The following is a 23,743-nucleotide window of genomic DNA, read 5'->3' as shown; positions in this document are numbered from 1 at the left end:
TCAGGTCAGTTGGACGCGAGCAGCTTCAGCTCGGGATGTGCCGTGCCGCCCTCGATCGCGGTCGAGGAGATGTGGGACATGACCCGCTCGTCGACCGGGTCGTTCGCCGGGTCGTCGTGGATGACGATGTGCTCGTACGTCGTGGTCCGCTGCGCCGGGACACGGCCCGCCTTGCGGATCAGGTCGATGATCTCCATGCGGTTGGAGCGGTGCTTGGCGCCCGCCGAGGAGACGACGTTCTCCTCCAGCATGATCGAGCCGAGGTCGTCCGCGCCGTAGTGCAGGGAGAGCTGGCCGACCTCCTTGCCGGTCGTCAGCCAGGAGCCCTGGATGTGGGCGATGTTGTCCATGAACAGCCGCGCGATGGCGATCATCCGCAGGTACTCGAAGAGCGTGGCCTGGGTGCGGCCCTTGAGGTGGTTGTTCTCGGGCTGGTACGTGTACGGGATGAAGGCGCGGAAGCCGCCCGTCCGGTCCTGTACGTCACGGATCATCCGCAGGTGCTCGATGCGCTCGGCGTTGGTCTCGCCGGTGCCCATGAGCATGGTGGACGTCGACTCGACACCCAGCCCGTGCGCGGTCTCCATGATCTCCAGCCAGCGCTCGCCGGACTCCTTGAGGGGCGCGATCGCCTTGCGGGGGCGCGCGGGGAGGAGTTCCGCGCCGGCGCCGGCGAAGGAGTCCAAGCCGGCCGCGTGGATGCGCTGGATGGCCTCCTCGACGCTCACCTTGGAGATACGGGCCATGTGCTCGACCTCGGACGCGCCGAGGGAGTGGATGACCAGCTGCGGATACGCGGCCTTGATCGCGGCGAAGTGCTTCTCGTAGTACTCGACGCCGTAGTCCGGGTGGTGCCCGCCCTGGAACATGATCTGCGTACCGCCGAGCTCGACGGTCTCCGCGCAGCGGCGCAGGATGTCGTCGAGGTCGCGCGTCCACCCCTTGTCGGTGTCCTTCGGGGCCGCGTAGAAGGCGCAGAACTTGCACGCCGTGACGCACACGTTCGTGTAGTTGATGTTGCGCTCGATGATGTACGTCGCGATGTGCTCGGTACCGGCGTACCTGCGACGGCGTACGGCGTCGGCGGCGGCGCCCAGCGCGTGCAGCGGGGCGTCGCGGTAGAGGTCGAGCGCCTCTTCCGGGGTGATCCTCCCACCCTCGGCGGCACGGTCGAGGACGGACTGAAGGTCGGCCTTCTCGGTCACCGGGGCGTCCCTTTCGTAAGGGTTGTGGACGGACCGAACCAGCCTACGCCAGCCCCCTCGATCGCCCGACGTCAGGCCGCGTACGCCCCGATCAGGAGCCCCGCGTATGCCCCCGCGATCAGGAACGGGCCGAAGGGGATGGATGTCTTCCGCCCGGCGCGCCGCACCACGACGAGCCCCATCCCGTACAGCCCGCCGAACAGGAAGCCGGCGAAGGTCCCCAGGAACACCACGCTCCAGCCGTACCAGCCGAGCACGGCACCGAGGCCCAGCGCGAGCTTCACGTCCCCGAACCCCATGCCGTTCGGGTTGATGAGGAAGAGAAGGAAGTACGCGCCCCCGAGCGCGAGCGCCCCGAACAGCGCCGTCAGCCAGTTCCCCGCGTGCTCGGGCACCACCGCGACCGCCCCGAGCAGCGCGAGCGCGGCACCCGCGAGCGGCAGCGTGAGCGCATCGGGCAACCGCTGCACACGGAAGTCCACAACGGCGAGCAGCACACCGAGGGGTGCGAGCAGCAGCCAGACCGCGAGTTCGGGCCGCGTACCGGTGGCGAGCGCGAGCCCGGCGCAGACCAGCGCGGTGGCGAGGGAAAGGAGGGGGGTGCTCGGCCCGTACCGGGTGCCGTCCGCGCACCGGGCGAGCCCGACCCAGCCGCGTGCGACCCCGGTGATCAGGTGCCCCTCGGGGCACCGGTCGCGCCACGGCTGATCCGGCTCGACGGAGAAGCGGTACGCGGCCCGGGGCACCAGCAGCCCGGCCGCGGCGCCCCAGAGGGCGGCGACGAGGGTCAGCCAGAGGTCGAGATCCACGTGTTCCCCCAGGAAGAGTCCGTTACGGCTGGGCCGAGCCCCGGCGCTCGGCGCCAGGTCACCCGGCCGCGGCCACGCCACTCCGCCAGGTCGGCAGCAACTCGTCCAGCAACGCCTCGGTCCGAGGCGGCAGCCCCCGAGCCCCACTACGAGACACCAGGTCGGCGGCCAGAGCCTTCAACCGCTCACTGTCACCCGTCGCATGCGTGGCCCGCAGCAACTCGTTCCACAACCGCTCATCTCCCGGCGCCGAGTTCAGCGAAGCGTTCAGCGCCTCGATGGCCTGCCCCGCGCGGTCCTTCTCCAGGTGGAACGCGGAGAGCGCGAGCCCGATGTCCGCCACGAGCAGCGGGAGTTGGGCGTCGATGATCTCGTGGGTGAGCCAGCCGTAGCGCCCCTGGACGCGGTCGGCGAGCAGCGGCCCGCGGACGAGGACGAGCGCGTCGGTGAGCAGACGCCCGCGTACGGCACGGCTGTTGACGCCCTTGCCCTGCGTCGCCTCGTGGTAGAGGGAGCGCAGTACGTCCAGGTCGGAGACGACCGACTTGGCGAGCGTGAGGCGCCCGGTCGCGTCGGTGCCGAGGCGAGGCGTGCCGTCGGGGTCGTGGCCGAGCCAGCCGCGCAGCCGCTCGACGAGCGCGTCGCGTACGTCCTCGGTGACACCGCGCGGCCAGAGGGCCGAGGACAGCACCCGGGGGTGCACACCCTCACGGTGCAGGAGCAGCAGCGCCAGCGCCTCGTGCATCAGCGGGCTGCGCTCGCCGTCGGGCGTCTCCAGGCCGATGATCTCGTACGGGCCCACGAGCCGCGCGTACACCGCCGGCCGCCCCTGCTCGCTGATGTCGACGAGGAACGGCGGCGCCGACGCGTTCGCGTCCTCCCGCTCGGGGTCCGCCTCGACGAACAGCTCGACGACCGCCCGCTGCTGCTCCACCGGCAGCAGCTGCGCGTCGAGTTCGAGCCCGAGGAGCGGCGCGAGCAGCTTGCCCTGGCTGGTGATCTCCATCTCCCAGGCGGCACCCGGCAGATCGCCGCTCTCGGTGCCGACGAGGTAGCCGATGCCCAGCCGGCTCGCGTCGGCGGCGAGTTCGGCGAGCTTGACGGCGTCCTCGGCGGACGGTTCGGCGGCGAGCAGCACGAGGTGCGGGGCCCAACGGGTGTGCTGGGCGGGCCCGGTGCGGCCGGTGAGCACGGAGTCGTGCCCGGCGGCCCCCAGCGCACCGCGGCGCTGCCGCGTCTCCGCCTCCATGGTCTCCACCAGCGCCTCGACGTCGTCGAGGTGGCGCAGCCGGCTGGGCGCGAGCGGGGTCAGATCCTGCCCGAAACCGACGAGCGTGATCGTCATGCGGTCGGACCACCCGTTGGTCGCCAACTCGGCGGCGACGGAGGCGAAGACGCCCGCGCGGTCGCTCGCGCTGCCGCTGAGGGAGACGATGCCGGGGACGGACTCGAGGTTGAGGAGCAGCCGGGAGTCGTCCATGGTCCCGAGGCTCACCAGGCCCGGGTAGGGAGCGGCGGTGTCGACGTCCTCGTACCGCTCCGCGTCCGTCCGCGCCAGCATCCAGAACGTCTGGTCCTGACCGAGCTGCCATGGCGCGGGCGGCTTGCCTGCCGGCTGGGCGAGCTGCAGATGCAGATCGCCGTTGCCGCTGAGCCAGGCCGCGTAGACGGTCGGCAGCGGGCGCGACTCCGCCGCGAGCGCCGCCGCGAGTCCGCGCAACGACAGGTCGAGCAGTCGTACGCCCTCGGGGTCGGCGCCCACGAGCAGCGCGTCCTGGGCGTCCGCGGCGGACCCGGTCGGGATCGGCGGCTCCATGCCGCGCCGCCCGCCGACGGCACCGAGCGCCGACTGCCACAGCGCCTGACGGCGGCGGCGGCCGAGGGCGCCGAGGAGGCCGGCGGCGAGGAGGGGGGCGCCGACGAGGGCTTCGGGAAGCCCGAAGGAGAACCCACGCCCTTCCTCCGACCCGGCCTGCTCGCGCTGTTGCTGCTGATTCTGGTTCTGGTTCTGTTGCTGCTGGTGACCGCTTCCCTGGTCACCGCCGGACCGCTGATGAGGCAGCTGGATGTGCGCGGTGTCCCGGTCACCGCCCTGGGCCTGCTGCTTCTGGCCGCCGCCCTGCGCGTGATCCCCGGTCTGGGAGTAGTCGTGGATCTGCTGCTGGACCTGCTCGGAGACCTTGGGCGCCTCGTCGGGCATCTGGACGAGTTCGCCGCCGTGGGCGTCGCCGGGCATTTCGAGGATCCAGCCGGGCCGAATGAGACTGGCTTCCGACAGCTTGGAGCCGTCGGGCTGCGTGCGGTCCTTGTTGAGCTGGTAGATCTCCTTGTACCGGCGCCCGTCGCCGAGATGCCGCTCGGCGATCTCCCAGAGGGAGTCGTGGTGGCGTCCCTCGGGCGGCTGGATCCGGTAGTACTTGGTGTCGCCTTCCTTGGCGGCGTGAGCGCCCCCGCTGTCGGCATGTGCCGCCGCGTTGGCGGCCTGCTCGGCGATCGCGGCGGCCGCACTGGAGGCAGCCTGCTCCTGCTGCTGCCCGAACAGTCCGCCCGGCGTCTGCTGCGCCACGGCGACACTCCCGCGCTGGTTGCCCTCCAGGCTCTGCCCGAGCTGCGAGAGCCCCGGGGTGAGGCTGGCCGCGGTGGCACCGACGAGCAGCAGTGCGGCGACGAGCTGCCGCGCGAGCAACTGGCTGCCCCCCGCGCCCGGTACGCGGTTCGGCAGCCCTACGCCCGACAGCGCGGCCTTCATCTCGACGAGCACGCAGGCGGTGAACTGGGCCCAGGCGAACCACACGATGACGGTCAGCACATGGATGAACGTGCCGACGGTGATTTCCTGCTGCAACCACGCCAGCTCGGGCGTCCCGTGCGGCAACGGCCACCCGACGCTGACGACCAGCGCCCCCGGCACCCCGACAAGCAGCACGACCAGGGCGACAAACGCCCCGAAGGCCTTCACGAAGTCCCCGAACGTCCGACGACGCCGGGGCAGGGGCTGCGGCGTCCGGTTCCTCGGACCCGGCGAGCTGCCCGTCGAGCTGGAAGTGGTGCGTCGCGCCATGGCGGGTGTCCTGGGGTCGTGTGGGGAGGGAGTGAGGGCGGGGGTGTACTGAGCCTACCGAGATCTTAGAGAGGGAGTCGAAGGCCAGACAGGGGCCAAGGGCCCACCGCACGCCCGATTACTCACCGCCCGCCCGCTACGCCCGAGTTGCACCACGCGCTTCGCGACCGCCACGGCACAGCCCTCACGGTCTCCACACAATCCCCCGCTCGCGCGGCGATGACCCAGAGGCAGACCAGGGCGTAACCGAGGAGCTCAAATGATTCGACCCCTGGGATTCTTCTCCGAACTCTCGCCTGGCTGGGGACTCCCCCTCGACGGCTCCATCAAGGATTTCGTGAATCCAACAGGGGAGCCGGACGAGGCTGAAATCATTGCGTATCTCAGGAATGGCGCAGGAATCTGGAGTGAGATGAGCGCGGGTCCAGATGTCCTGGACCCCGAAGATCCGGGGCTCTGCGGCATCGGATCGCTCTACACGGACGGGACTTGGCTGTGGCGCGAAGATCTCCCGCATTATCTTGGAAAGTATCACCTGTCCCTGCCCGCGGAGTTCGTCACACATGTCAGGGCTTCACGCTACGAGGCTCCGGAAGTGACGGATAGCAGGCTGATGGAAATCCTGACACAGGATCTCGGGATGGATATGAACTAGGCGAGCTACGACGCATGGGACAGAGCAGCCGCACGAACCGGCCTGGAAGGGAACTGGCGGCGTCGGCGGCACCGTGCGCGTCATCCCCTTCGACCTTGAGGTGTTCGCCGGCGCCGCGAGCGCCATGGTGTACGCGGGAGGCCCCGTGCCAAAGCTGGACACCGTCGTACGCGATGCACCCCAGGGCGCAACCTTCATCGACTCCGAAGCCCAACTCGGCGCCTTTCGAACGCTCTTCCGTAAAGTGGAGGCCGTGTCGCTCGACGCCGAACGGTCCCGCGACTTCATCCACCGGTTGGCGAAGGAGCTGTGAGGCACCCCATGGACACCCCAGGCAACTGGCGGAAGTCGTCCTATTCAGGCCCTGGCGACGGCGACTCCTGCGTCGAACTCGCCTCTACCCCCACCACCCTCCGCCTCCGCGAATCCGACGACCCCGCCACCATCCTCACCACCACCCCCACCCCCCTCGCCCAGCTCCTCCAAGCCATACGCACCGGAGCGGTCACCGCACGCCGGACGTAACAACTCTTCGACGAAGCCCCAGGCGGCGTTCCACCAGCAACGACCCGCGCGATACGTTCACACGTACGTTCTGTTTCATAGGTTGCAGGTGTTACGGGGGAACACGTGTCGCTCAGGCCGACGGACTGGCACATACTCGACCTGGATCACGACCCGACACCGGGCGACCCCCAGCGCGTCCGCAAACTCTCCGGCTCCCTCCACGACTTCGCCGACGACGTCTCCCACGTCCTCCGCGACATCAAGGGCATGGCGAACGAGGACGCGGTCCTCAAGTGGGCCGGAAAGACCGCGGACGCGTTCACGGCGGAGTTCGAGGACGTCCCCGGCAAGCTGAAGAAGCTCAAGAAGTCCTACAACATCGCGGGCGACGCACTCGCCTCCTACTGGCCCGACCTGGAAGACGCCCAGGAAAAGGCGGACAAGGCACTGCGCGACGGCCGCAAGGCCCGCGGTGAACTGTCCACCGCGCAGACCGCGTTGACCGGGGCGAACGACTGGGTGCGTACCGCCACCGAGAAGGCCGACTCGTACGATCCGGACAAGAACAAGGGCAAGGACGTCCCCAAGCCCGACGAGGCCGAGGTCCGCCGCGCCACCCGCAACGCCCAGCACGCCAAAGAACAGCAGACCGCCGCTCAGAAGAACGTCGACGACGCCCAGGACATGCTGGACGCGGCAAAGAAACTCGCCGCTCACGCCAGGGGCCTGCGCGAGGACGCCGCCCGCCGGACAGTGAAGAAGCTCCACGAGGCCTCGGACGCCGGCATCCACAACCGGCACTGGTGGGAAGAGGCCGTCGACTGGGTCACCGACCACTGGGACGAGATCGTCACGGTCTGCAAATGGGTCGTGACCATCGTCGGCATCATCGTGATGATCGTGGGCGGCCCCTTGGGGTGGCTGGTGTTCGCCGCAGCCCTCGTCGTCCTCGCCGACACCATAAGAAAGATGGCCAACGGCCAAGCAGGCTGGGGAGATCTGCTCTTCGCAGTCCTGGACTGCATACCCGCCACCAAAGGCTTCACCAGCCTCGCCAAAATCGGCAAACTGTGGAAAGCGGGCGGCCTGCGCGCCCTAGGCGGGGGTCTCCTGGGCGGCATCGGCGGTGGTTTGAAGAACCTCGCCAACACGGCCCGCGGAATGCGCGACGGCCTACGAGGCCTCCGGCAAGTCGACCGTGTGCTCCAGACCGGAGGATCTCTGCGCCGGGCACGCAGCGACCTGGACTTCGTGACCGATTGGGCAGACGAGGCATACGACACCATCCGGTCCACGGATGACATCGACAATGTGGCAGCAACAGCGGCAGAGCACGGCTTTTCGCGGTCGGACGTCGAGCAGATCAAGAATCACCTTTTCCACGAGGAGCATCTGCTGGACAGCTACGGGGATGCCTACATGGCACGATTCGACGCGAATCCCCGAATCGCAGAGGCCTGGCAACGCCTGAACAACGGAAACCCACATTCTGCGGACCTCGACCTACTCCGGCATGAACTGTACGAGTCGAACCACATGAAAACGACCGGCAGCCAGAGTTACAGCGCGGCGCATCAAGCTACAATTGACGCCGGACACACGTGGGATCAAGCTGCTGCAGCCCGTGACGGGCATGGGCGTCCCGTTAGCGCAGAGGAATGATGATGGCTCACTCATTCATGCTCAAGTTGATGACATCCGAGGCATCTTCGCACCTCTACCGAGCCACGGTGGACGGAACGCGCGAAACCTTCCTGATCCTCGACGAGGAGTCCGGAGCAGTGCGGCTGACAGACCCTCAGGGGAATCCGACCGGCACCATGCGAATGAACCTGTCCGACGGGAAGGTCGATTCGACAGTCGAAAAGACACCGGAGAGTCAGTCGGAAGTCGATGACTTCTCGCTGATGGCGGCGCATCTGGCCGCACAGTGGAAAAGACAGGGACGTGCGCCTGAAGAGATCAGGAAATTCTTCGCCTGAACTCCTTGTCTTTGCACCTTCCATCAACTGACAGCGGCAGCACGTGCTCAGCATTGGACGTTCCATGAAGACGGAGTCCCCGGTCGGCATCTCCCTGTCCGTCCCCGAGTCCTGGTGGGAGTTCGACATACGCCCCGAGGGCCGTGACGCGACCATCCGCACCCTCATCGACGAGCGGACCCGCAAAATCCCCGAACTCGCCCCTTACCGGGCCGACTTGACCAACATGCTCCGCAAGATGGCCAAGGACGCGCACGACTCCGGTGCCGTCTACATGGGCTGCATGGCGGAGAACTTCGACGGGATACCGCTGTCCGCGACCGTCACGGTGTCCGTGCTCGGGGCGAAGGACAAGCAGGGGGTCGCCCTGTCCACCGATCCCCACGCCATCGCCGAGACTCTGCGGACGATCACGCCTCGCCGGGACGGCGACGCCTGGCGGACCGTGACGACCGTCGACATTCCTGAAGTGGGGGTGGCTGCCCGGACGTTCGGCGTCGAGGACGTCCCCGTCGCGCAGGGCGACACGCGTACCCTTCGTATGGTGCTGACCCAGACGTACATTCCCGTCCCGGGAACCACCGACCAGGTCGTACTCGTCTCCGGGGCCAGCCCGGTGCTGGACCTGGCGGAGGCGTTCCACGACATCTTCGACGCGGTGACCGGCACCTTCCGCTTCGTCTGATCAATCGAGTACCGATCGAGCCTGGGGGACTTGAGACATGGGCAACGGCAAGAGCGACCTCGCGCTCCCGCTCAGCGAGCTGGAGGACTACGGCGGGCGGCTGCGTGACATCAAGACCCGGCTGAACCGCACCAAGAAGCTCTTCGAGTCCTACAGGGACGACCTCGGCGACCACACCGTGTACGACGCCCTCGACGACTTCGAGTCCGGCTGGGAGGACGGCCGCGAGGACATCTCCCAGGCCCTCGACGCCCTCGCCGACATGTCCGACGCTGTCGTCCGCGAGTTCAAGAAGCTCGACGACAAGCTCGCCAAGGACGTCAAGGACGGGGTGAAGCAGGAGGGCGGCAAGGGCGGGAAGGGTGGTAACGGGGGCAAATGAAGGTGTAGATGGACCTCGCCCCCTTACCCCTCCCCCACCACCTGCTTCGCACCACACGCCGCCTCCGCGACATGGCCGGACGACCGATATATGCGGTGACGGCGGCGCAGTGGAAGCCCGAGTGAACCCTCACGCCCCAGAAACGTCCGATGCCGCCGAGCGCGGATCGGGTACGTGGACCCCCGCGCGTCGGGCACGTTCGAGGGCGTCCGGGCCGGCCCCACGGGCATCGGCGGAAACGGCCCTGTTGTAGTTGGGGCGCTGGTGGATCACGTAGAGGCGACGGGGGCCCGGGACGGCGATGACTGCGGCGAAGCGGGGGTCACCGGCGAACCAAATCTCTTGGACCTGGACCTTGCGCTCGGGCTTGGCGCGCTTTCCCAGGCGCCCACCCCACCAATCGGACCCCACGTGGGAGTGCATGACCATCGTCACCAGTTGGTCCGGCGCCTCGGGATCGGGGAATTTCAGCCATACGTAGCCGGCCCGGACACCCGGGATGTTCCCGATGCCGCTCTCCGGGGTCTCGTAAATCTGCCACCGATATTGACGCAGCAGGCGGCGCGCCCGGAAGGCGCCGATGAAGTACCTGGGCTGGAGGAAGGAGCGATAGAACGTGTAGGCCATCGGAATGAAGAAGAGCCACAGTGTCCACGTGATCGACATGATCACGTACCACGCCAGAAGGCCCACCCATGCCGCCGGCCACAGAATCTGACAGACAGTTGCGCTACTGATCAACTTCGTCCAGGCCCGACGCGTTGCCGGGTCGTCCCAGGCGGTGGGGTGGTGCGTGGGGTGCATGTCATTCCTCATCGGGTACGTCCGGGAGTGGGCTGTCGAAACTGACCATATGGGCGGTGTCCCAGAGCAGGCTGCGGTAGTGCTCTGCCCGCTCGACCGCGGTGGTGGCCAACGTGAGGATCGCCATCCGCCCACCGTCGGGACACGGAACGTAGGCGGAGACCTGGAGCAACCGTCGCTGTCGTGACCGCACTGTTCGCCGTGGTCAGGGTGCGCTCCCCGCGGGATTCGTCCCACTCCCGCTGCTGGAACTGCTGGAGGCGTGGAACGGCCCGGAGGATGTGGGCTCGGGGGATGCACTGCGTCCGCTGCTGGAGGCGCTACCCGACGCCGAGGCCCGGCAGCAGTTGCTGACCGCTCTCGCACCGGTCCGCCGGATGGCCCAGGTACTAGATGTGGTGGACGTGGTGGATGTGGCTGAGAGTGGATGTGGCTGAGGGTGGATGTGGCTGAGAGCGGCTCGCCCCCGTCACGCCTCCCTCAACACCGCCAGCGCGAACGCCAGTCGGTGGTCCAGCCAGCTCGCCACGGGCACGTAGGTCCTGACTCCCTCCACGTGCCCGGAGGTCAGGACCACGGTCTCCTCCTCACCCTCCGCCCGCCAGGTCACCGGCTTGTGCGTGCGGGACGGGCTCGCCTGGTCGCCGCCCTCCGCGCCGAAGCTGAGGACGGAGTCGACGACCCCCTCGACAAGGGCGCCCGCGCCGCGGACCGCCGTCTCCTTGCCCCGCGTGGCGATGTCCTTCGCGCTGCCCTTGGCCCAGTGGTAGCGGGCGACTATGTCCGGACGCCCGGGCTGCTGAAGCCACCAGCCGTGCTGAATCGTGCGCTTGGGGGCGGGAGTGCGGCGGAGGAGGCCGAGTTCCTCGCCCTGTGCGTCCGTCACCCGATAGCGGGCGCCGCCCTTCTCCGGTGAGAGCGCGCACAGCAGAGCGTCGGGCTCAGTGGCGTCGTACAGCTCGTACGAGGCGGACTCCTCGTCGGCCCCGGGCACCTGGGTCACCAGCGCCACCGGGGCGTAGTAGCGCACGCCCTCCTGGGTGTCCGGCATGCGCACCGCCCGCGGGCCGGTCAGCGCCTTGCGGCGGAATGCCGCCGGTCGTGCCACATCGCCGACCATGAACCAGTGGCCGCCGGTCCACGGGACCGGCTGGACCACCGGCTCGTCCTTCTTCTTTCCGAACATCGCCATCGTCGGTCAGCCGACCTCGTTCTCCGCAACCGCCTGGCCGTGCACGACCACGTCGCCGCCGTAGAACATGCCGGTGAAGACCGGGGAGTACGTGAGCTGGACCTCGACCTCGACCTGGTCGGCGTTGGCGGCGACGCAGTGCGTCGCCGCGATGTCCGCGCCGGACATACCCATCTCGCGGGCGAAGGCCTTCACCCGGGCGCCGCAGTTCTGGAAGTTGATCGGGGCGGAGCCGTTCTGATTCTCGTAGAGGGAATCCAGGTCTATGTCCTCGGCGGCGTACCGGGCGGCCTGTTCGGCGATGTCGGCGGCGCGCTCCCGCTTGGAGATGGACATGCCGCCGTCGATCACGAAGGCCGAGAGGGAGAGGAAGACGAGCGCGAAGATGATGACCGCGCCGGCGCCCGAGCCTCGGTCGTCGAGACGGGCTCGGCGCGCGTGCACCCAGGAACCCACGGCGCCCACGGCACCTACGGCTCTTACGGCTCTTACGGCTCTTACGGCGGTCCTTCTCATCTCCCCCATCACGCCTTCCTCTTGAAGGGATCCAGCGGCGAAGTGAAGGTCGACGTCAGCCGTGTCGGAACGTCCAGGCCCAGCATCGCCAGGCCCCGCACCTGGCAGCTCACCTCGACCGAGAAGAGTTCGGCGTTCGCCCAGCCGGTGCTGGTCTTGGTGACGGTCACCGGACCGGAGCAGACGTCCGACAGGTCGGCCTCGGCCGCCTTGCGGGCCTCCGACATCGCGGTGCCCTCTTCCTTCTGGATCGACCCGGCGCGCGCGGCATCACGGGCGGCGCCGTCCAACGCCCCGCGCCCGTCGACCAGTTGCCCGAAGGCCACCAGCACGAGGATGAAGAGGATCATCACCGGGGCGAGGATCACCACCTCGATCGTGGAGAGCCCCCGGTCGCGGTCGCGGTTGCGGGACACCCGGTTCCGTACGAAGGAGATGACGAAGGAGAGCGGCGGCACCATCAGTTCCCCTCGTCCTTCACGAACCTCTCCACCGGCCCGGACGACTGCGCATGCACCGTCAGGTCGAGCCCCGGGAAGACGCTGGGCACCTTGGCCGTGATCTCCACGCCCACCGTGTTCTGCTCCGGCTGGAGCATCGTCACGTCGGGGGACAGCACCAACTGCGGGCCGAGCTGGCTGATGTAGCTGTCGACGACATCACGTGCCTCGCCGCGCCAGGCTCCGGGCCGTTCGTCAGCCGTGGCGCGGGCCTTGCGGGCGCCCGCCTGCGCCGCCGCCTGGGCCACGTGATCCGCGAAGAAGTACAGCGCGAACTGCACCGTCGCGAAGATCATGAAGAAGAGCACCGGCGTGAGCAGCACGAACTCGATCGCGGTCATGCCGGAGTCGCCGCGGGCGGAGGCGGCCTCCACCCGGCGGCGTACCCAGCGACGTACGCGCACCAGTAACCCCGTAGATGTAGAAGGAGAAGTCAGCGGACGGGCGTCAGCAGGTCTTGTCCGCGCTCGCACCCTGGATGCAGTTGCCGACCTTGTCCGCGCCGCCCTTCAGCGCGGCGTTGATGATCGCGGCGACCACGCCGACGATCGCGACGACGACGGCGGAGATGATGACCCACTCCACCGCGGACGCACCCCGGTCGAGCTCGCCGGAGCGGGCGCGCTGCACCCGGCCCTGGAGGAAGGTGATCAGGAAGTCCACCCCCGGGATCCCGGTGCTGAAGTTCCGTCCGTTCATGGTGAGTTGTCCTCTCGAAATTCGGGATGAAGTAGTGGCGGGGAGCGTCAGACCTGGAACACGCGCATCGCCGCCGGGAAGATCAGGAAGACCAGGAAGCCCGCGCACAGCAGCAGTTGAGCGACCAGCATCGACTGCGACTTCTCGCCCGCGCTTCCCTCGATCTCGGAGAGTTCGCGGTGCCGCATGGTCTCGGCGCGCGAGGCGAGCGACTCGCGCACCTTCGCGCCGTCGTCCGCGACCAGCGCCAGCGAGGCGGACAGGTCCTTGAGTTCCTCGACGCCCAGCTCCTCGCCGAGTGAACCGAGCGCCTGCCACTGGCTGATGCCGGTGATCCGGGCGTCGTTGAGGGCGTTGCGGATGCGCTGCGTGGCCCAGCCGTCGGAGACCTCGGCGGCGGCCATCAGGGCCTCCGGGAGGCCGCGTCCGCCGGCCAGGCTCATCGACACCAGGTCCAGATACGCGCCGATCACGCGCCGCAGGTCACGCCGCTTGTCCGCCGCGTCCCGCCGTACCTCCATGTCCGGCAGGAAGAAGAAGACCAGCGCGAAGAGCAGCGCCAGCCAGACCGGGATGATCGGGCTGCTGCCGAAGCCGAGCGTCCAGACGACGGCGAAGAGGAGCGGACCGAAGAAGACACCGGCCGCGGCCAGCAGGACCTTCGTCGCGAGGAACTTCTCCCAACTTCGGTCCAGCACCGCCAGGTCGGCGCGGAGCGAACGCTGCTCCCAGCCCTGCTGCATATAGAACTCTGCGACACGCGCGCCCACTTGGGCCCGTGCGCTGCCGAGCCGCCCGGCGTCCTTGTCCTGCCGGTGGTGCGCGGACTCGTACGCCGCTCCCCGCGCCCGCATCGCGTCGATGCGGGCGACCTGCGCGACCGCACTGCGCTTGGACGGCATGAGGGCGCGTACGAGGGCGTAGATGCCCAGGCCCAGAATGGCGCCGATCGTGATCGGCATGGTCAGGTTCATCGGCGTACCCCCTCATCCGGCACGGACTGGGCAGGCGTACCAGGCGTACCAGGCGTACGGGGACGTACGAACTGGACCGAGGACTCGTCCCGCACCAGAAAACGCTCGGGTGTCTCGATCGTCGACAGCTTGCGCAGCCACAGGAAGCCGAGCGCGAACAGGCCGCAGACACAGGCGAGTACGAGCTGTCCGACCGGCGTGCCGTACGGCTTGACGAATTCGCGGTTGAAGATCGCCAGGCCGAGGACGAAGGCGATGGTCACCGCGACGACGATCTGGACCGAGCGGCGGGTCGAGGCGCGCTGCGCCATGACCCGCTGCCGCATGTCGACCTCCTCGCGCGCCGACTTGGCCAGCGCGCCCAGAACCTGCCGCAGACCGGGGCCGCGCAGCCGCGCGTTGAGGATGAGCGCGGCCACGATGATGTCGGCGGAGGCGTCGTTGATCTCGTCGGCGAGGTACTGCAAGGCCTCGGGCAGCGGCGTACGCGAACGGAGCCGGTCGACCAACGCGTCGAGATGCGGCCGCAGTACGGGGGCGGAGGCGCGCGCTGAGGCCGGGATCGCCTGCTCCAGGCCGACCGCGCCCGCGATCGTGTCGCGCAGCGACTCGGTCCAGGACGCCAGTGCCTCCACGCGACGCATGGCGGCCCGTTCCTCCGAGGCGCCGCCGAAGAGCTTGTCCCAGAAGAAGACGAGGATGCCGGCCGCGATACCGGCGACCGCCCAGCGGGTGAGGAGGAGGACGACGAGACCGGCGATCGCGGCGATCGAACCGCGCTGACCGGCGAACCGGATCAGTTCATTGGCCCGTTCGCTGGCCTTCTGCTTCTCGTGCTCGGGCTTGGCGGGCAGTCCCCGCACGGCGACGGCGAACAGCGCGAGACCGCCGCCGACGGCGATACCGCACGCGAGCGCGTACAGGACGGTCGTGGAGAACAGGCCGCCCATCGAGCCGAGCGAGTCGAGTGCGGCAAGAGAGGTCGTAGGAGCCGCAGAGGTCGTAGAAGTCGTAGGAGTCATGTGCTGGTCACCCCCAATTCCCGCTGCCGGGCAGCCGGTAGCCCTGCGCGGCGAGTTCGTCGAGGCAGGAGATGGGCGCGTGCGGGACGATGCGGCCGTCCGGGGTCTCGGCGAACACCTCGCTGGACAGCACGCGTCCGTCGACGCCGTTGACCTCGCGCACGGAGGTGACCATGCGCTGCAGCCGGCCCCCCGACTCGTAGTTGTTGCGCCGCTGGATGAAGACGACGAAGTTCACCGCGCCCGCGATGAGCATCTGGCTGGCCTCGATGGGCAGCCGCTCGGTCGCCTGGAGCGCGTACGTGGAAATACGGTTGAAGACCTCGCTGGAGCTGTTCGCGTGGATCGTGGACAGCGAACCGTCGTTGCCCTGCGACATCGCGTTGAGCATCGTCACGATCTCGTCGCCGAGGACCTCACCGACGATGACGCGGGAGGGGTTCATACGCAGCGACCGACGGACCAACTCGGCCATGGTGATGGCGCCTTGGCCCTCGGAGTTGGGCAGCCGCTCCTCGAAGGCCACCACGTTCGGGTGGAGGTCGGCGAAGGTGTCGAGCCCGAGTTCCAGGGCCCGCTCGACGGTGATGAGACGCTCGTGCGGCGGGATCTCGTTCGCGAGGGCGCGCAGCAGTGTCGTCTTACCGGCGTTGGTGGCGCCCGCGATCATGATGTTCTTACGGGCCCGTACGGCGCAGGCGAGGAAGTGCGCGACCTCGGGGCTGATCGTCCCATTGCCCACCAGGTCGGAGACGAAGACCTTGCCCATGCGCGCACGGCGGATGGAGAGCGCGGGGCGGCGCGTCACGTCCATGACGGCGGAGAGCCGGGAGCCGTCCGGGAGCCGCAGGTCGAGCTGCGGGTTGGCGGAGTCGAAGGGCCGGGAGGACAGGCCCGAGTAGGCACCGAGGACCTGGATCAGCTCGATGAGTTCCTCGTCGTTCTCGGCGACGGGGTCCCCCGTCGCCTCCCGGCCGTCCGCGTAGCCGATGAAGACCTGGTCGTGCCCGTTGATGTCGATGTTCTCGACGTCCGGGTTGTCGAGCAGCGGCTGGAGGCGGCCGACGCCGAAGAGGGCGGCGTGCACGGCGGCCGCGTACTGCTCCTCGGTCTCGGCGTCGAGGGGGGTGCGGCCGAGGTTGATCTCGGTGCGCGCGTAGTCCTCGAGTATCTGCGCGATCACCGCCCGCGCGTAGTGCCGTTCGTCCTCGTTGGACATCGGCGTGACGTTGCGGACCTGGTCCTCGCGGCGCTGCTCGGCGATACGGTCACCGGCGTCCTGCCGGAACCGCTTGACCAGCTGATGGTCGACGGCGGTCATCGACCGGCTCCGGCGGCGGGCTGACCATGCGGTCCATTGGCCGGTACCGCCCAGGCGGCGCCGTACTGCTGATACAGATCCGCGGTGACCTTGCGGGCCGAGCGGATGAGCAGCGACTTGTCGAGGCGCCCGCGCTTGCGGCCGGCCAACTGGTCGGCGCCGGCGGGGTCGTCGGCGAGCGTGCCCACGACACGGGCGCCCGTCTGGGCAGCGACCAGCATGTCGTTGACCTGGTGGACGAGCTTGGCGGAGTCGCCCGGGTCGGCGATGAGGATGACGCCGATGAGGGGGGTGGCGAGGGTGGCCGCCCCGCGGGGGCCGCCGTGCAGCTTGGCGCTGAGGGCGGCGGCGCGATCGCGTACGCGGGCGATGGCCTCCGGCTCGGTGCGCGAGATGAGGAGCACGAGGGCGGCCTGGGAGAACATCTCGACGGCCGGCGTGTCTCCGCTGATGCGCCCGCAGTCGGCGATGACGTCGGCGGGGGCGTGCGGGGAGTCGGCGAGCTGGGCGAAGGCACGGCCGAGGGTGGGCCAGAGCCCGGCGAGCCCGGCGGCCTGTTCGGCGACACCGAGGCCGACGAGGACTTCGAGTCCGCCGCTCAACGGCTGGACGTGGTCCCAGAGTTGATCGGGCACGAGGCCTCGACGTGCGGTCGCAGCTATCGACAGCATGCCGGTGTTGGGGTTCAGCGGGCCACCGTGGGCCGCCGCGCTCCGGTACACGAGGTCGCCGCCGGCGGGGTCCGTCTCGGCGAGCAGGACCCTGCGGGGCCAGACCGCGGACAGGGCCACCGCGGCGGTGGTGACGCCGGGGGAACCCTTGTCTGCGGCGAGGGCGATGAGCGCCATTTCTGTTTACTCACTCGCCTTTAGTTGCCGGGGACGAGAACGACGGAGACCTCGCCCGCGGCGGCTGCCGCGGTGAGGGCGGGAACGTCGCTCTGGTCGACGAGCAGGGTGATGGAGAGGTTGCCGGTGCTCACGGTGGCGTCACTGCTGTCGCTCTTGGTGTTGACCCGCGCGTTGGCCACGATCAGCGAGTTGCCGCTGCTCGACGAACCGGACGAGCCGGACGAGCCGGTCTTGTCGGAGGTGGTGGTGTCGCTGCCGACGCGGTAGGCGGACACGATGTCGCCGGCCTTGATGTCGGCCGGGTACTGGCCCTCCTTGAGGGCGAGACCCACGGAGGCCTTGCCGGCGGGGAGGGTGCTGCCGCCCGCGAACATGTCGCCGATGACGACGGTCCCCGCGTAGATCGTGGACTTCGCCTTGAGCTTCTCGAGTGCCCCGAGCTGGCTCCACTTGACGTAGTGGATCGAGGCGTCGTCCGCGACCATCACCGAGGTCGTGTTGCCGCTGTTGACGGATTCCCCGGCCTGGATGGTCTTGGTCACCTGGACGACCTCGACCCGGTCCCCGGCGCGCAGCACGAGCATGGTCGCGCCCAGCGCGCCCACGAGGATCAGGAGCACCGCGAGAGCGGCGAGCGCGGGTTTGCGCTCGCGAGGCGGCGTGGGAAGACGCTCACCCATCGCCGGCTGGGCCGACGCAGCGGAACGGTGGTTGCCCGCCCCCGTACGCTCTTGGATCTTCACGCAACCGCTCCCCGTACACCCAAGAAGATTTCTGCCAATTCACATGCCAATTGGGACACTTCACCCCGGTCCGCCCGAGCCGGACGTACCGCCCGACCTGGCCAAATAGCCAGCGCTGAAGCAAGTGTCAAGCCATGGCACCGTATCAGCCGCACATAAGCCCCTCAAGGCGCGTTATGACGCGCGAACCTCGGGGGACTCGGTGTTCTCCACGCGCAACGGGGGGTGTGCGGTTCCCTGTTGGGGCGGGGATCCGGGGGGAGGGTGCGCTGTGCGGGCGCGAATCCGTTGCCGGGCCGCCCTCGGGGTTCGTCACGGGGTGTGCACGAGGCCTGCACTAGGTGCTCACCCAGGGGCGGCTGGGGATGGTGATCTTTCAGTCACATGGGTGACGAGGCCTCTTCTTCGCGGCTGAGGCGTCTCGGGTCGCGTCAGTCCCGCAGCCGAGCGGTGGCGAAGTCGAGGAACTCGGCGAGCCCGATCGCACGGGGTGTGCCGTCCTGGGCCCCCTCTTCGACTTCGGCAAGGAACCAGCCGTCACCCCACTCCACGCGCCACACGCGACCCTGCCGGTTTTCGAATGCGCGAACTCCAGGGAGGGCTCCGACGAAGTCGACGCCTGGGGCGGGCGACCAGTGCCAGGCGTCGGTCAGGCCGGGAAGAGGTACCGCGCCTGGCATGGCCGTTACCGCTGCCCGGATGTCCCTGGACATGAGGATCTGCCCCGTCACTTCTTCTTGGCATACGCCCCATGGACCGGACGACCCACCAGAGCTTCGCCCAGTTCGTACTGGAAGTGCTCGAAGTTGGTCAGAGCGAACCAACCGCACGGTTCGACGCGTTCGGGGATTTCGTTGTCGTTCTCGTCCACATAGCCCTCGATGCTGGCGTCGTAGAAGCAGTGCCGCTTCAACAGGTGTGCGGCTTCCAGGTCCTCATGGGCCACAGTCCGGAAGTACCCCTTCTGCCAAACCCAGTTCATCGTGAAGAAGGGGGGCAGCAGCAGCCGGTCCGGTGTCAGCAAAGCGAGGTCCGGCTCTGGGGCGCTGGAAGCGACATCGTAGATATACGCCAGGATCCCTCCCGGGAACCGCCCCTGTGGTCCACTCTCTCCCATTTTGACGACACGGCCAAATCGATAGCTTGAGTCATCCAACTGGAGGGTGAAAATGTCACCCACTTCATGCTGGCGACGCTGCCCCTTCATCTTCTTCAACGGCATAATGGGAGCCATCCTTTCTTTGATTTCAACCAGGTTATGCCAGGAATATCCGGCCGTACCGCAATGCCGTTCCATATATGGAGCGTTTGGGGGATATGGAGTTGATCTGGGGGATGGAGACACCGTTCTTCAACCTACTGAATCCCGATGCCCTAACATCCTCGATCAGACCCTGCTCGATCGCGCGCGCCTGCCACTTCTTGAGGCCAGTAGCTCCCCGCACCTCCTGAAGTCGCACAATCCCATAGTTCTTCGCGATGTGCTGCCGCTCGCGTCGGGCCAATTTATTGGTTATGCCAGCATAGATCTTGTTTCCCTGAGCATCGAGCCCGTGATAGACGGAGTAGCCCCCCTGGCTGTTCCGGCCCCTCCACAGTCTGAGGGCGATGGCCTTGGCGCACGGTGCCAGACCCAGCGCGTCGAGCCACGACAGTGGGTTGCGCACGTAGCCGTGTTGATTGTCCTCCGGCAGAAGCCCCAGCGGATCCGGGGAGGTGTACTGAGCCGTCTCCGGATCGTAGTAGCGGTAGAAGTTGTAGTGCCAGCCGCTCTCGGTGTCGAAGTACTGGCCAGGAAAACGCAAAGGACAATCTGTCTCACCGACGGTCGTCCCTGCATCCTTTCCCCAGAGGGTGGTTCTGCTCTGCCACGAAACCTCCCCCTCTTCGGAAATCAACTCCGTCGGGGTACCCACCATGTTGGTGACGATGGCATAGAAACGCTGGTCGTAGCCGACCCCTTCGGGAGTACGGTTGACCTGGACGACTGGACTATGCGTCCCGGGTTCATATTCCCAGGTCCGCACCGCACCGGAGTCGGTCATCTCCTCCGTCAGCGTCTCGCCGTCCCAGTCGAAGAGAGTGAATTCTCCGACTGTTCCGTCACCGTCCACGCGCTTCTTCGATATCCGTCGACCGAGCGGATCATAGCTGTAGCGCCAGTGCACCCCGTCGGGTGTGACAAGTTCGGCGAGCCGGCCCTCCGGGCTCCACGCATACGTCCACATCTTCCGGATCCCGGATAGTGTCCGCTTGATACGGCGAACGACACGGCCCTGACGGTCATGTTCGTAACGGGAGTTCCCGGCCCGACGAACCAGCGTTCCGACGGTCTCCCGCTCGTCGGCAAGGAGGCCGCCCGGGCCCGATATAGCGGCACTCGAGACATTCCCCGCCGTGTCGTAGGCATATCGCTCCTGCCACTGTGCGCCAACGACGGACGTCACCCGGCCGACGGCATCCAGCTGGAACCGGCGTATGCCAGTTCCGAGTTCGTCGATGGCCGAGACGTGACCGCCGGATGCGTAGGAGAAACGGCGCCGCAGGGGAGAGGTACCTGCCGAACTCGCCGCGACGATCTCCTGATCCCGAACATGGTCACCTGGGTGCCAGGACTGGGAGATGCCGACCCGCCGCCCCAGCCGCCGTCGCACCTCGCGTCCCCCCAGGTCGTACTCGAACCCGAGGGAGTGCCCCTGCACCGTGAGACTGGTAGGACGGTCTTCCGCGTCGTATGTCCATCGGGACACCGCCCCCGACGGGGTCACCCGTTCGGTGCGACGGCCCAGCGGGTCGTACACGGAAGTGATGTGGCGCCCGTTGACGGACTCGTGGACGATTCGCCCCATCGCATCTCGTCGCAGCTCGACCTCGGCATCAGCGTTGCGCGCCCAAACGAGCTGCCCGGCGGAATCGTGTCGGAAGGTGGAGACGCTGCCGTCGGAGGAGCGCTGTTCGGTCGTGTTCCCCAGCGCGTCGTAGGAGAAGTCGACTGCCTCACCGCTCTCGTTCACCCGGCGTGTGAGCTGACCGGCAGGGTCATAGAAGTAGGCCTGGTCGGCGCCGTTGAAGTCCCGCTCCGCGATCAGCCGTCCCGCGGGGTCGAAGTCATAGCTCCATGTCCGGCCTTGCGGATTCGTCACGCCACGCAGTTGCTGCTCGGCGTCGTAGGCGAACGTGTAGGTATTTCCATCGGGGTTGATGCGCTTGAGTGGTAGATCGAACGGCCCGATCTCATGGAGCGTCGTACCACCGGAAGGCTCGCGGTGAGCAATCTCGTTTCCTTCGGCGTCGTACTCCCATCGCTCCAGGGAACCGTCCGGACTCTCCCTGAGAGTCAGCCGTCCTTCGATGGTCCATTCCATGCGGGTGATCTGCCCCACTGGATCCTGGATCTCGACGACTCGCCCGAAGGCGTCGCGACCGCACCGTGTGGTACCACCCAGCGCATCCGTCAGCTCCAGCGGGAGGCCGGCCGCGTCCGTGGAGAGCGTGCGAGTGTGTCCAAGCGGGTCGGTGTGTGTACTGAGCCGGCCCCCCGGTGCATAGGCGTATCGGGTGATCGCGCCGGTCGGGTCCACGGCCTCAACAAGGTTGCCGTGAAGGTCGTAACTCTGCCGCCAGGTCGCACCGTCGGGTTCCACCACTCGGACCGGCAGCCCGAGTTCACCAAATTCGGTCGTGGTAACAGAACCGTCCGGCAGTTGCATACGGGTGAGGCGTCCGGCTTCGTCATAGTCGAACTCCGTAACGCGGCCGATCGGATCGGTGAGCGCGAGCAGACTGTCGTAGCGGTCCCAGGTGCGCAGTGTCGTGTGGCCCAAAGGGTCGGTCTCGAAGGCGAGCTGGTACGAGTCGTTGAACTGATAGTGGCTCGTGTGCCCCAACGAATTGGTAGCCGCCGTGGTGCGGGCTTCGTCGTCGTACGCGTAGGTGTAATCGAGAATCCCGTCAATGCCGTGCGACGCAACGCACCTGTCTGTGCTGTCGTATGAGTATCGGTACCAGGTACCGATCCGGTCTTCCCAGCCAGTGACGCGACGGCGCTCGTCATAGGTGAACTTCAGCGGAACACCGGAGGAGTTGTAGATGTCGGTGAGATTGCCCTGGCTGTCGTAGCCGTAACGCACCAACGTTGGCTCGTCGGGGTCGCTGCGAAGGCTCAGCGCCGTGATGCGCCCGAACTCACACGTCACCCCGATGCGGTAGCCGCCGTGATGGGCGACCTCGGTCGGCGTCCCGTCGCCGGAGTAGGTGATCGCGATGTTGTTGCCGTTGCGATCGCTGATACCCGCTATCAAAAGCTCTGCGGGTGTTCCACCAGGCAGCGGCGCGAACCGAAGTGTCTGGCCGGTCTCAGGCCGGTACACGGTGATCCGCCCGCTGCGGGTGCCGTCCCATTCCATCGGCCATCGTGGTCCCTCGACGGGAAGCACCGGCACGTCAGGCTCGGGAACCGGATAGAAGAGCACCATTCCGTCGTCATTGACGAACCGAACTCCCGTCGCATCAAGCAACAGACGCTGGTCCAAGGTTGAAGACCAACTCACCCCGAAGAAGCGGCCGGATCGCAGCCCGGTTCGATGGTGTCTCTCAAGGACCAGGGGCAGAACACCCGGGAAGGTGACATCCGTTTCAGACATGACCATCTGACCGGTGCTGATGTCGATCGGGTCGCCGCAGGTGAAGAGCTTCTTCATCTGGCGACCAAGAGAGCGGCTGCTCTTGCCAAGGCCCTTCATGCCGAGGGCCATGCCCTTGAGGCCGGTCTTGCCCAAACCTTTGAGGCCTTTGAGTCCTTTGCCGAGTTTGCCGAGGCTGGTGAGGCCCTTGCCGCCCGGTATGCAGTCCAACGCGGCGAACGCCACATCCCATAGGGATGCCTGGCCCTTCGCGTATTTGTTAAGCGTGTCGGCGAGAACGACGAGCGCGGCGACCAGCACGATCGCGCCGAGAATCGGCCCGCCGATGATCATCGCGATGATCCCGACGACCGCGACGACGACCTTGCACACGGCGACGATGGTGTCCCAGTTGTCGGAGAACCAGTCCCCGACCTCCTCCCACCACTTCCGATTGTGGATGCCCGCGTCGGAGGCTTCGTCGATCTTCGTCTTGGCGGTGTGAGCGGCCTCCTCCCGCATCTTGCGGGCGTCCTCGGCCATCTTCTTCGCCGCGTCCAGCGCGTTGCTCGCGGACGTCACATCCGACTGGGCACTGGTCTGCGCCGACTTGGCGTGCTGCGCATCCCGCGTGGCGGCACGCACCTTCGCCTCGTCCGGCTTCTCCGTGTCCTTGCTGCCGGTCGGATCGTCCTTGTACTTGTCCGCTTCCTTGTTGGCCTTCGTCACCCACGAATCGGCCGACGACAGACGGGACTTGGCGGAGGAGAGATCGGACTGGGCCTCCCGCCCCTTCGCGAGCGCCTTGTCCGCCAGGGCCTGCGCGCGCTCCAGCTTCGGCCAGTAGTCGGCGAGCGCGTCCCCCGCCATCTCATACGACTTCTTCAGCTTCTTCAGCTGCTTCGGCACACCCGAGAACTCGTCCTGGAACGCCTTCGCCGACTTGCCCGCCCACTTCAGGACCGTGTCCTCGTCCGCCATCCCCTTGATCAGGCGAAGGGCATCCGAGACATCGTCGGCGAAGTCGTGCAGGTTCTTGGCCAGATGCCGCACCCGGTCCGGGTCGCCTGGGGTGGGGTCCTTGTCCAAGTCCAGGACATGCCAGTCCCCCGGCCGATTACCCGCCATGCCGCAACCCCCGTGACAGCAATCCCAACAGCAACACTCGTACGCACGAGCGAAGTTACTGGATTTGCGCGAGCCACGGAAAGGT

General features: G+C 67.6%; 23 protein-coding genes and 1 pseudogene. 7 read left to right on the top strand and 17 right to left on the bottom strand.

The annotated features are described in order from the left end of the window. Positions 1 to 5 precede the first annotated feature (5 nt). The 3 genes from mqnC to AB5J50_RS29430 form a co-directional block, all read right to left on the bottom strand. Positions 6 to 1,205: a cyclic dehypoxanthinyl futalosine synthase gene (mqnC, locus tag AB5J50_RS29440; RefSeq protein WP_369261226.1), complete on the bottom strand. Its 1,200-nt coding sequence runs from the start codon at positions 1,203 to 1,205 to the stop codon at positions 6 to 8. A gap of 71 nt (positions 1,206 to 1,276) precedes the next feature. Further along, positions 1,277 to 2,014 carry an A24 family peptidase gene (locus tag AB5J50_RS29435; protein ID WP_369261225.1) on the bottom strand — a complete coding sequence of 246 codons (738 nt, stop codon included), beginning with the start codon at positions 2,012 to 2,014 and terminating at the stop codon, positions 1,277 to 1,279. A gap of 58 nt (positions 2,015 to 2,072) precedes the next feature. After that, entirely contained in the window at positions 2,073 to 5,075 is a 3,003-nt protein-coding gene (locus AB5J50_RS29430) for a BTAD domain-containing putative transcriptional regulator (protein ID WP_369261224.1), read from the bottom strand. A 259-nt stretch (positions 5,076 to 5,334) separates the two neighbouring features. Between AB5J50_RS29430 and AB5J50_RS29425 the strand changes: the two genes are divergently transcribed. The 7 genes and pseudogenes from AB5J50_RS29425 (at position 5,335) to AB5J50_RS29395 (ending at position 9,286) form a co-directional block, all read left to right on the top strand. Then, on the top strand, positions 5,335 to 5,730 hold the full coding sequence (locus AB5J50_RS29425; protein ID WP_369261223.1) for a hypothetical protein: 396 nt from the start codon (positions 5,335 to 5,337) through the stop codon (positions 5,728 to 5,730). A gap of 70 nt (positions 5,731 to 5,800) precedes the next feature. Further along, positions 5,801 to 6,043, top strand: a pseudogene (locus AB5J50_RS29420) (Scr1 family TA system antitoxin-like transcriptional regulator); the annotation flags it as partial. An 8-nt stretch (positions 6,044 to 6,051) separates the two neighbouring features. Continuing rightward, entirely contained in the window at positions 6,052 to 6,255 is a 204-nt protein-coding gene (locus AB5J50_RS29415; RefSeq protein ID WP_369261222.1) for a DUF397 domain-containing protein, read from the top strand. Positions 6,256 to 6,360: 105 nt separating this feature from the next. Next, positions 6,361 to 7,899 carry a putative T7SS-secreted protein gene (locus AB5J50_RS29410; RefSeq protein WP_369261221.1) on the top strand — a complete coding sequence of 513 codons (1,539 nt, stop codon included), beginning with the start codon at positions 6,361 to 6,363 and terminating at the stop codon, positions 7,897 to 7,899. 29 nt (positions 7,900 to 7,928) lie between these two features. Next, the gene (locus AB5J50_RS29405; protein ID WP_369261220.1) at positions 7,929 to 8,219 is read left to right on the top strand and encodes a hypothetical protein; all 291 of its coding nucleotides are present in this window, start codon (positions 7,929 to 7,931) and stop codon (positions 8,217 to 8,219) included. Between the two features lie 64 nt (positions 8,220 to 8,283). Further along, positions 8,284 to 8,904, top strand: coding sequence for a hypothetical protein (locus AB5J50_RS29400; protein WP_369261219.1), 621 nt, complete (start codon positions 8,284 to 8,286; stop codon positions 8,902 to 8,904). Positions 8,905 to 8,941: 37 nt separating this feature from the next. Beyond that, complete coding sequence (locus AB5J50_RS29395; RefSeq protein WP_369261218.1) at positions 8,942 to 9,286, top strand: hypothetical protein; 345 nt, start codon at positions 8,942 to 8,944, stop codon at positions 9,284 to 9,286. 129 nt (positions 9,287 to 9,415) lie between these two features. On the opposite strand, the gene AB5J50_RS29390 is transcribed toward AB5J50_RS29395, so the two are convergent. From AB5J50_RS29390 to AB5J50_RS29325, 14 genes are all read right to left on the bottom strand, one after another. Next, positions 9,416 to 9,952, bottom strand: coding sequence for a hypothetical protein (locus AB5J50_RS29390; protein ID WP_369261217.1), 537 nt, complete (start codon positions 9,950 to 9,952; stop codon positions 9,416 to 9,418). A 139-nt stretch (positions 9,953 to 10,091) separates the two neighbouring features. After that, positions 10,092 to 10,217, bottom strand: a complete 126-nt coding sequence (locus AB5J50_RS29385) for a hypothetical protein (RefSeq protein ID WP_369261216.1) — start codon at positions 10,215 to 10,217, stop codon at positions 10,092 to 10,094. A 342-nt stretch (positions 10,218 to 10,559) separates the two neighbouring features. Then, a complete protein-coding gene (locus tag AB5J50_RS29380) occupies positions 10,560 to 11,282 on the bottom strand; it encodes a hypothetical protein (protein WP_369261215.1) in 723 nt (240 codons plus the stop codon). Between the two features lie 6 nt (positions 11,283 to 11,288). Beyond that, positions 11,289 to 11,738: a TadE/TadG family type IV pilus assembly protein gene (locus AB5J50_RS29375; protein ID WP_369261214.1), complete on the bottom strand. Its 450-nt coding sequence runs from the start codon at positions 11,736 to 11,738 to the stop codon at positions 11,289 to 11,291. A 68-nt stretch (positions 11,739 to 11,806) separates the two neighbouring features. Next, positions 11,807 to 12,259 (bottom strand): TadE/TadG family type IV pilus assembly protein, encoded by a 453-nt coding sequence (locus AB5J50_RS29370; RefSeq protein ID WP_369261213.1) that lies wholly within the window; start codon positions 12,257 to 12,259, stop codon positions 11,807 to 11,809. Continuing rightward, the gene (locus tag AB5J50_RS29365; RefSeq protein WP_327435153.1) at positions 12,259 to 12,639 is read right to left on the bottom strand and encodes a TadE family protein; all 381 of its coding nucleotides are present in this window, start codon (positions 12,637 to 12,639) and stop codon (positions 12,259 to 12,261) included. The genes AB5J50_RS29370 and AB5J50_RS29365 overlap by 1 nt, the downstream gene beginning before the upstream one ends. Positions 12,640 to 12,745: 106 nt before the next feature. Beyond that, entirely contained in the window at positions 12,746 to 12,997 is a 252-nt protein-coding gene (locus AB5J50_RS29360; protein ID WP_327430818.1) for a hypothetical protein, read from the bottom strand. A gap of 47 nt (positions 12,998 to 13,044) precedes the next feature. Further along, positions 13,045 to 13,971, bottom strand: a complete 927-nt coding sequence (locus AB5J50_RS29355) for a type II secretion system F family protein (protein ID WP_369261212.1) — start codon at positions 13,969 to 13,971, stop codon at positions 13,045 to 13,047. Continuing rightward, on the bottom strand, positions 13,968 to 14,921 hold the full coding sequence (locus AB5J50_RS29350; RefSeq protein ID WP_369265543.1) for a type II secretion system F family protein: 954 nt from the start codon (positions 14,919 to 14,921) through the stop codon (positions 13,968 to 13,970). Before AB5J50_RS29350 ends, AB5J50_RS29355 begins: the two co-directional genes overlap by 4 nt. A 79-nt stretch (positions 14,922 to 15,000) precedes the next feature. Further along, complete coding sequence (locus tag AB5J50_RS29345) at positions 15,001 to 16,314, bottom strand: CpaF family protein (protein WP_369261211.1); 1,314 nt, start codon at positions 16,312 to 16,314, stop codon at positions 15,001 to 15,003. Next, the gene (locus AB5J50_RS29340) at positions 16,311 to 17,162 is read right to left on the bottom strand and encodes a hypothetical protein (protein WP_327430814.1); all 852 of its coding nucleotides are present in this window, start codon (positions 17,160 to 17,162) and stop codon (positions 16,311 to 16,313) included. The genes AB5J50_RS29345 and AB5J50_RS29340 overlap by 4 nt, the downstream gene beginning before the upstream one ends. 20 nt (positions 17,163 to 17,182) lie before the next feature. After that, entirely contained in the window at positions 17,183 to 17,908 is a 726-nt protein-coding gene (locus AB5J50_RS29335; RefSeq protein ID WP_369261210.1) for a hypothetical protein, read from the bottom strand. Positions 17,909 to 18,635: 727 nt separating this feature from the next. Beyond that, positions 18,636 to 19,115: an immunity 26/phosphotriesterase HocA family protein gene (locus tag AB5J50_RS29330; RefSeq protein WP_369265542.1), complete on the bottom strand. Its 480-nt coding sequence runs from the start codon at positions 19,113 to 19,115 to the stop codon at positions 18,636 to 18,638. Between the two features lie 49 nt (positions 19,116 to 19,164). Next, on the bottom strand, positions 19,165 to 23,619 hold the full coding sequence (locus tag AB5J50_RS29325) for a DUF6531 domain-containing protein (protein ID WP_369261209.1): 4,455 nt from the start codon (positions 23,617 to 23,619) through the stop codon (positions 19,165 to 19,167). Positions 23,620 to 23,743: the final 124 nt, after the last annotated feature.

Source organism: Streptomyces sp. R35 (assembly GCF_041053035.1).
In the GTDB taxonomy this organism is placed as follows: Bacteria; Actinomycetota; Actinomycetes; order Streptomycetales; family Streptomycetaceae; genus Streptomyces; species Streptomyces lutosisoli.
This window is presented reverse-complemented; position numbering and strand designations above follow the sequence as displayed.

Bases quoted from the DNA above. Each gene is read 5' to 3' on its own strand.
- AB5J50_RS29415 (WP_369261222.1), top strand. From the start codon at position 6,052: ATGGACACCCCAGGCAACTGGCGGAAGTCGTCCTATTCAGGCCCTGGC.
- AB5J50_RS29390 (WP_369261217.1), bottom strand. From the start codon at position 9,952: ATGTCGATCACGTGGACACTGTGGCTCTTCTTCATTCCGATGGCCTAC.
- AB5J50_RS29365 (WP_327435153.1), bottom strand. From the start codon at position 12,639: ATGACCGCGATCGAGTTCGTGCTGCTCACGCCGGTGCTCTTCTTCATG.
- AB5J50_RS29400 (WP_369261219.1), top strand. From the start codon at position 8,284: ATGAAGACGGAGTCCCCGGTCGGCATCTCCCTGTCCGTCCCCGAGTCC.
- AB5J50_RS29350 (WP_369265543.1), bottom strand. From the start codon at position 14,921: ATGGGCGGCCTGTTCTCCACGACCGTCCTGTACGCGCTCGCGTGCGGT.
- AB5J50_RS29385 (WP_369261216.1), bottom strand. From the start codon at position 10,217: ATGGCGATCCTCACGTTGGCCACCACCGCGGTCGAGCGGGCAGAGCAC.
- AB5J50_RS29380 (WP_369261215.1), bottom strand. From the start codon at position 11,282: ATGGCGATGTTCGGAAAGAAGAAGGACGAGCCGGTGGTCCAGCCGGTC.
- AB5J50_RS29405 (WP_369261220.1), top strand. From the start codon at position 7,929: ATGACATCCGAGGCATCTTCGCACCTCTACCGAGCCACGGTGGACGGA.
- AB5J50_RS29395 (WP_369261218.1), top strand. From the start codon at position 8,942: ATGGGCAACGGCAAGAGCGACCTCGCGCTCCCGCTCAGCGAGCTGGAG.
- AB5J50_RS29330 (WP_369265542.1), bottom strand. From the start codon at position 19,115: ATGAAGGGGCAGCGTCGCCAGCATGAAGTGGGTGACATTTTCACCCTC.
- AB5J50_RS29355 (WP_369261212.1), bottom strand. From the start codon at position 13,971: ATGAACCTGACCATGCCGATCACGATCGGCGCCATTCTGGGCCTGGGC.
- AB5J50_RS29340 (WP_327430814.1), bottom strand. From the start codon at position 17,162: ATGGCGCTCATCGCCCTCGCCGCAGACAAGGGTTCCCCCGGCGTCACC.
- AB5J50_RS29425 (WP_369261223.1), top strand. From the start codon at position 5,335: ATGATTCGACCCCTGGGATTCTTCTCCGAACTCTCGCCTGGCTGGGGA.
- AB5J50_RS29370 (WP_369261213.1), bottom strand. From the start codon at position 12,259: ATGGTGCCGCCGCTCTCCTTCGTCATCTCCTTCGTACGGAACCGGGTG.
- AB5J50_RS29430 (WP_369261224.1), bottom strand. From the start codon at position 5,075: ATGGCGCGACGCACCACTTCCAGCTCGACGGGCAGCTCGCCGGGTCCG.
- AB5J50_RS29345 (WP_369261211.1), bottom strand. From the start codon at position 16,314: ATGACCGCCGTCGACCATCAGCTGGTCAAGCGGTTCCGGCAGGACGCC.
- AB5J50_RS29360 (WP_327430818.1), bottom strand. From the start codon at position 12,997: ATGAACGGACGGAACTTCAGCACCGGGATCCCGGGGGTGGACTTCCTG.